The sequence below is a fragment of the Methylopila musalis genome (assembly GCF_042679725.1).
GTDB classification, from domain to species: Bacteria; Pseudomonadota; Alphaproteobacteria; order Rhizobiales; family Methylopilaceae; genus Methylopila; species Methylopila musalis.
Map to the genome: position 1 here is coordinate 1 of NZ_JBHTMX010000183.1, position 5,720 is coordinate 5,720.

The following is a 5,720-nucleotide window of genomic DNA, read 5'->3' on the forward strand; positions in this document are numbered from 1 at the left end:
CGCACGGAGCGTTTGGCGCGCCGGCTGCAGGAGTCCCGGGCGCGGGCGCGGATGGTGGTGGGTCTGAAGCGGGCGGCCGCGGCCGTGCTGCTGGTGGGCGCGGGCTGGGCCGCGAACGCGGCGCTCGGGCCGCTGCTGATCGGCTCGGTGTTCGCCTATCCCCAGGCCCCGGCTTACGTGGCCGACGCGGTCATGTCCCACCGCACGGCGCTGCTCCGGGCCCAGATGCGCTCGCAGGTGGAGACGCCCGAGTTCGACCGCGACGAGATCCGCGCCGCCACCGCCATCGTGGTGCCGAAGCTGCCGCGCGACTGGAAGATCGTCGATGCGCAGGTGTTCCCGTCCAAGTACGGGCCGAGCCTGCAGATGGCGATCGAGACGCCCGATCTCGGCCTGATCTCGTTCTATGCGGTGCGCCCCGGCGTGTTCGGCATGGAGGCGCCGGTGCTGCGCGCGATGGAGGACGGCGCACAGGCCGCCCACTGGCAGGTGGCGGACGTGGCCTACACGCTCGTCGCCCAGCATCGCGGCGAGGAACTTCTGGTGCGGGCCCAGCGTTTCGCCGGAAAGCTCGATCCCTACAAGACGAAGACGGGGGCGCGGCCATGACCTTGCTTGAAGACATCCGCGCGGCCTACGCCTCCGGCCGCCTCGGCGACCTGATGGAGCACGAGGTCGCCATGGCCGCGAGCGGCGGAGAGGCCCCGCGCCGCGGCGCGCTCCCCCGCATGTGCCGTCCCGCGCGGCCCGCCAACCAGAACGACGCCGCCGCCGCCCGGGCCGCCGCCGCGCCGCAGGGGCGCTGAGCGCCAGGGCGTCCCGCACGGTCCGAGCTTTGAGTGTCCCGGCCACGACGTCACAAATGTGAATGCAAAGGTAATTAGGGCTGTCCCCGAACGCGCCGTCGGCGCTTGGGGGACAGCTCCATGGACATCTTCAAGGACATCATCGTTCCGGTGATCGGCGGCCTCGGCATCTTCATGCTGGGGCTGGAGTTCATGTCGAACGGCATCCAGTCGCTGGCGGTGAACCGCATGCGTTCGGTGCTCGGCCGGGTCGCGGGCACGCCCATCAAGGGCCTCGCCGCGGGCACGCTGATCACGGGCGTCATCCAGTCCTCCACCGCCATGACCGTGATGGTGGTCGGCCTCGTCAACGCCGGCGTCATGGGGCTGCGCCCGGCGATCAGCGTCATCATGGGCGCCAACATCGGCACCACGCTGACCAACACGCTGATCGCGCTGCCGCTCGGGCTCTACGGCCTGCTGGTCGCGGGCTTCGCGGCGCTGGTCTACGTGTTCGCCAAGAAGGACACCGTGCGCAACGTGGCGCTCGCGGTCATGGGCTTCGCGCTGATCTTCTACGGCCTGTCCATGATGACCGGCGGCCTCAAGCCGCTGCGCAACATTCCCGAGGTGATGGAGATCATCTCGACGCTGAACGCCGACACCTATGGCGGCATCCTGCGCTGCGTGATCACCGCCGCGCTGATCACCGCGATGATCCACTCCTCCTCCGCCACCATCGGCATCGTCATGGGCCTCGGCGCCTCGGGCGTGCTGGACTGGCAGACGGCGCTCGCCTTCTCGCTCGGCGCCGATCTCGGCACCACCATCACCTCCTTCATCGCCTCGCTGAACCTGTCGAAGAACGCCAAGCGCGCGGCCTACGCCCACATCTCGTTCAACTTCATCGGCGTGGCGGTGATGCTGCCTCTGTTCCCGCTCGCCTGCGAGCTTCTGGTCTATTTCATCGGCGATCCGGGCGCGCCGAGCACCGCCGCCAACGGCGAGGTGAGCTATCCGCTGGTGCCGATCGCGGTCGGCGTCTACTCCACCGTGTTCAACATCTTCAACACCGCGCTGCTGTTCCCCTTCATCGGCGTGTTCGAGCGGGTGCTGTCGCGGGTCGGCCAGACCTCGGCCGACGACGTCGAGGACTACAGCCAGCCGAAGTTCCTCGATCCGCGCCATGACGGCGCGCTGTCCACGGGCCTGCCCGCGGTGCAGGCGGAGACGGGGCGCTATCTCCAGGCCGCCTCCCGCTTCATCGACATCGCCCGCGGCGCCGAAAACGCCCCGGACGACGTGGAGGAGCACGCCGCCGCCATGGACATCCTGAACCGGGAGATCCGCCGCTACACCTCCGCCATGTTCCGGCCCGAGCTCGGCTACGGCCGCAGCGACCTGCTGGCGAGCCTGATCGAGGAGGAGGACTTCACCGCGAGCCTCGGCGAGACGCTCCACCAGATCGCCCGGCGCGTGAAGCGCGAGCCCTTCTCCGCCGCCGGCCGGGAGATCGTGGACGCCATGCTCGCCCGGGTGGAGGGCGCGATGGCGCCGATCCTCGCCGCGCGCGCCGACGGGGCGCCCTCCGCCGCGCTGAGGGACGGCGAGGCGTTCCTGCTGGAGATGCGGGAGAAGACCCTGCGCGCCACCACCGAGATCGAATGGGCGGAGCGCGGCGCCGTGCTGGCGCTGCTCGGCAGCGCCGAGCGGGCGTTCTTCCTGATCGACCGCATCGACGCCGAGCGCCGCTCGGTCGCCCGCGTCGCGCCGGAGGAGGCCGCGGCGCCGCAGCCGGCGCCGGCCGGCGGGCTTGCCCCCGTCCAGGCCTGAGCAGGCCCCGAGCGCACGACAGAGAAAGCCCGGCCCCTTAAGGCCGGGTTTTCGGTTTCCCAAGGCGACGGCGCGGCCTCGCGATCCGCTTCGTCCTGCGGCGCATTGCGCGGACGCAGGCCGCCGCTAGACTGCCGCGCGACGGGCGTCGGAGGTCGGCGCGCGCAATCGCGGAGCATGTCATGACGGTTCGACTTCTTCGCGCAGGTCTTCTGGCCGCCGGCGCGCTGCTGTGCGGCCCGGCGCTCGGCGAGCCCACGCGCGACGAGGCCACCGGGCTCACGCTGGAGCCGCCGCCGGGCTACGAGGTCCACCGCTCCGACGCCGGCCAGCGCTACGCCGCGGCCTTCGACATCCGCAAGCCCGATCCGTCCGAGCCCGGCTGCCGCGTCGGCTTTCAGGAAAGCCCGCAGAACGCCGGCCTGACCCAGGACCAGATCAACGCCTTCACCGCCAAGAAGGAGTGGAACGACCTCATCCGGGCGACGCTCGCGCTCTATTACGACGTGGTGAGCGTGGAGCCGTTCGAGCAGGCGGGCCTCGCGGGCGCGGCGGTGGTCGGCGACATCAAGCCCGCGGAAGGCCAGCCGCCGGCCAACGTCAACGCGCGGTCCTATTTCGTGCTGCTGGACACCCCGCGCGGGCGCACCACCGTGGTCTGCGTCACCGCGAAGGAGCAGTTCGACCGCCGCCGCGCCGAGTTCGAGGCGGTGGCGCGCTCGGTGCAGCCGCCGCGGTGACGGCTCCGTGACGGCGCCGCTGCGCGCCGGTCGTGTAGGCTGGCGGGACTTATCAGTCCGCCATTCGGGGATTCCGCGATGATCGTCCTGCCCCCGCGCCGCGCCGGCGCGTCCGCTCCCGTCGCTGAAGGCCCGGACCGTCGCAGTGTGCTCGCAGGCGCGCTGGGGCTCTGCGCCGCGGGCGCCGGAATCGCGCCGGCGACCGCGGCGGTGGTGGCGCCCGACGACCGACGGCTGAACATCGAGCGCGTCACCGCCGAACAGGCCGGGATCGCGGGCCTGCTGGCGCGCGGCCGGACCGAGACCAAGCGCCCGGCGGTGCTGATCCTGCCGGACGCTGACGGGCTCACCCCCCACCGGGAGGACGTGACGCGCCGGCTCGCGGTCGCGGGCTTTCTGGCGCTCGGCGTCGAGGCGCCGCCGGAAAACGCCGACGAGACGCTCGCCCGCACGGTCGCCTATCTCGCGCACCATCTCGAATCGAAGGGCGACGTCGGCGTGCTGGGCTTCGGCCGGGGCGGGGACGGCGCGCTGCGCCTCGCCGCCATGGCGAAGCCGCTGAAGGCGGTGGTCGCCTATGACGGCCGGGGCACGGCGGACGAGGCGTCGGCGGCCAAGGCCGCGCTGCAGCTGCATTACGCCGGCCTCGCCGGCGAGGTGACCGCCACCATCCCGGCCTTCAAGGCGGCGCTCGAGTCCGGCGAGAAGACGTTCGAGCTGTTCCTCTACGAGGGCGTCGCCCACGGCTTCGAGGACGCGGACAAGCCCGAGACCTACGCCCGCCGCCCGGCCGAACTCGCCTGGGACCGCGCCATCGCCTTCCTCGAAAGCCGCCTCGGCGCGGCCCCGCCGGTGCGCTGAAAAAAATTACGCAGAAAAACGGATGGGAGCCGGAACCGAACCGGCGCCCCCGCGTTTGTTAGCTGAAAGCTCGTAACGAGCCTTCCAAAAGGCCGCCGGCCCCCCCGACCGGCGCGTCTTGCGCAGAGGCGGAACCGCTCCCCCCGAGGCGGTTCCGCCTTTTTCTTTTGTGCGTCTGTTTTCCGTCAGTTTCCGCGCGGCAGCGCGTCGAACAGGGCCGCCACCAGCGGCGGGTTCGGCTCGAACACGTCCTCGAGCGTCGCGACCGTGATCGTGCCGGCGCCCGCGGCGGTGAGCGCGTCGATCAGCGGGAACAGCGCCTTCTTCGGCGCGTGCAGCGTCAGCGGCGTTCCGGGCGCGGGCGGCCCGAACGGCGCGCGGGCGTCGAACCGCGCCGCCACGTCCACCAGCACCCGCTCCACGCCGGCGTCGAAGCGCGCCCGCACCTCGCGGATCTCCCGCGCCCGCACCTCGGCCGCGATGCGGGTCAGGATCACGCGGGCGGCGGTGCGCGCCGCGTCCGACCAGTCGGCGGACAGCCCCGCCACAAGATGGGCCTGGCTGCGCAGGATGACGCCGTCGCTGAGGATCTTCAGCGCGTTGGCGGAGAGCGTGGCGCCGGTGGAGGTGATGTCCACGATCACGTCGGCCGCGCCCGCCGCCGGCGCGCCTTCGGTAGCGCCGAGGCTTTCCACGATGCGGTAGTTGGAGACGCCGGCGCGGCCGCGGCCGTCGGCCCGGTCCTTCCAGGCGAAGAAGCTGTGGGTCAGGTTGACGTATTTGGTCGCGACCCGCAGCCGGCGGCCGTGGCGGCGCTGGAGATCGGCCGCCACATCGTCGAGATCCGCCATGGTGTTGACGTCGATCCACGCTTTCGGGGCCGCCACCACCACGTCCGCATGGCCGAAGCCCAGCGGCTGCAGCAGCTTCACCCGCGTCGCGGCGTCGGGGATCTGCTCCCGGATCAGGTCCTCGCCGGTGACGCCGAGATGCGCGCCGCCGCTCGCAAGCTGGTTCGCGATGTCGGAGGCGGAGAGATAGGCGATCTCCACCTCCGGCAGGTCGGCGATGCCGCCGCGGTAATCGCGGGCGCCGTTCGGCCGGGTGAAGTGCAGGCCTGCGCGGGCGAAGAAGGCCTGCGCGTTCTCCTGCAGGCGGCCCTTGGACGGAACGGCGAGGATCAGCGGCCGGGTCATGCGGCGGCTCCGGGGAAGCGGTCGAGCCAGAGCGAGAAGCCGACGCCGGTCACGGGGGAGGGGGCGCCGAGCGCGGAGAGCAGCCGGTCGTAGCGTCCGCCGCCGGCGAGCGGCCCCTCGGCCTGCCCCGGTTGCGACAGCTCGAACACGAGGCCGGTGTAATAGTCGAGCCGGCGGCCGAAGCGGGCGGAGAAGCGCATGCGGTTCACCGGCAGGCCCGCGGCCTCGAAGGCGTCGAGCCGCGCGGCGAAGGCGTCTGCCGCGGCGCCGAGCCCGAGCCCCGCGCCGGCGAGGCCCTGCAGCCG

Annotated in this window: 7 protein-coding genes; 5 read left to right on the forward strand and 2 right to left on the reverse strand. The window is 72.2% G+C overall.

Features of this window, described 5'->3' with window-relative positions; all coding sequences use genetic code 11:
* From ACFQ4O_RS14450 to ACFQ4O_RS14470, 5 genes are all read left to right on the forward strand, one after another.
* The coding region (locus ACFQ4O_RS14450; protein ID WP_378776534.1) for an anti-sigma factor at positions 1–609 on the forward strand (609 nt) is incomplete at its 5' end.
* Positions 606–806, forward strand: coding sequence for a hypothetical protein (locus tag ACFQ4O_RS14455; RefSeq protein WP_378776536.1), 201 nt, complete (start codon positions 606–608; stop codon positions 804–806). The genes ACFQ4O_RS14450 and ACFQ4O_RS14455, both read left to right, overlap by 4 nt.
* Positions 807–926: 120 nt before the next feature.
* Positions 927–2,618, forward strand: a complete 1,692-nt coding sequence (locus ACFQ4O_RS14460) for a Na/Pi cotransporter family protein (RefSeq protein ID WP_378776538.1) — start codon at positions 927–929, stop codon at positions 2,616–2,618.
* 182 nt (positions 2,619–2,800) lie between these two features.
* A complete protein-coding gene (locus tag ACFQ4O_RS14465; protein ID WP_378776540.1) occupies positions 2,801–3,358 on the forward strand; it encodes a hypothetical protein in 558 nt (185 codons plus the stop codon).
* A 147-nt stretch (positions 3,359–3,505) separates the two neighbouring features.
* The gene (locus ACFQ4O_RS14470) at positions 3,506–4,219 is read left to right on the forward strand and encodes a dienelactone hydrolase family protein (RefSeq protein WP_378776542.1); all 714 of its coding nucleotides are present in this window, start codon (positions 3,506–3,508) and stop codon (positions 4,217–4,219) included.
* Between the two features lie 185 nt (positions 4,220–4,404).
* On the opposite strand, the gene hisG is transcribed toward ACFQ4O_RS14470, so the two are convergent.
* Together hisG and ACFQ4O_RS14480 are read right to left on the reverse strand one after the other, a co-directional pair.
* A complete protein-coding gene (gene hisG, locus ACFQ4O_RS14475) occupies positions 4,405–5,415 on the reverse strand; it encodes an ATP phosphoribosyltransferase (protein ID WP_378776544.1) in 1,011 nt (336 codons plus the stop codon).
* The coding region (locus tag ACFQ4O_RS14480; protein ID WP_378776546.1) for an ATP phosphoribosyltransferase regulatory subunit at positions 5,412–5,720 on the reverse strand (309 nt) is incomplete at its 5' end. The genes hisG and ACFQ4O_RS14480, both read right to left, overlap by 4 nt.

Excerpts from the sequence above, each read along its gene's own strand:
- ACFQ4O_RS14455 (WP_378776536.1), top strand. The coding sequence starts at position 606 with ATGACCTTGCTTGAAGACATCCGCGCGGCCTACGCCTCCGGCCGCCTC.
- ACFQ4O_RS14460 (WP_378776538.1), top strand. The coding sequence starts at position 927 with ATGGACATCTTCAAGGACATCATCGTTCCGGTGATCGGCGGCCTCGGC.
- ACFQ4O_RS14465 (WP_378776540.1), top strand. The coding sequence starts at position 2,801 with ATGACGGTTCGACTTCTTCGCGCAGGTCTTCTGGCCGCCGGCGCGCTG.
- hisG (WP_378776544.1), bottom strand. The coding sequence starts at position 5,415 with ATGACCCGGCCGCTGATCCTCGCCGTTCCGTCCAAGGGCCGCCTGCAG.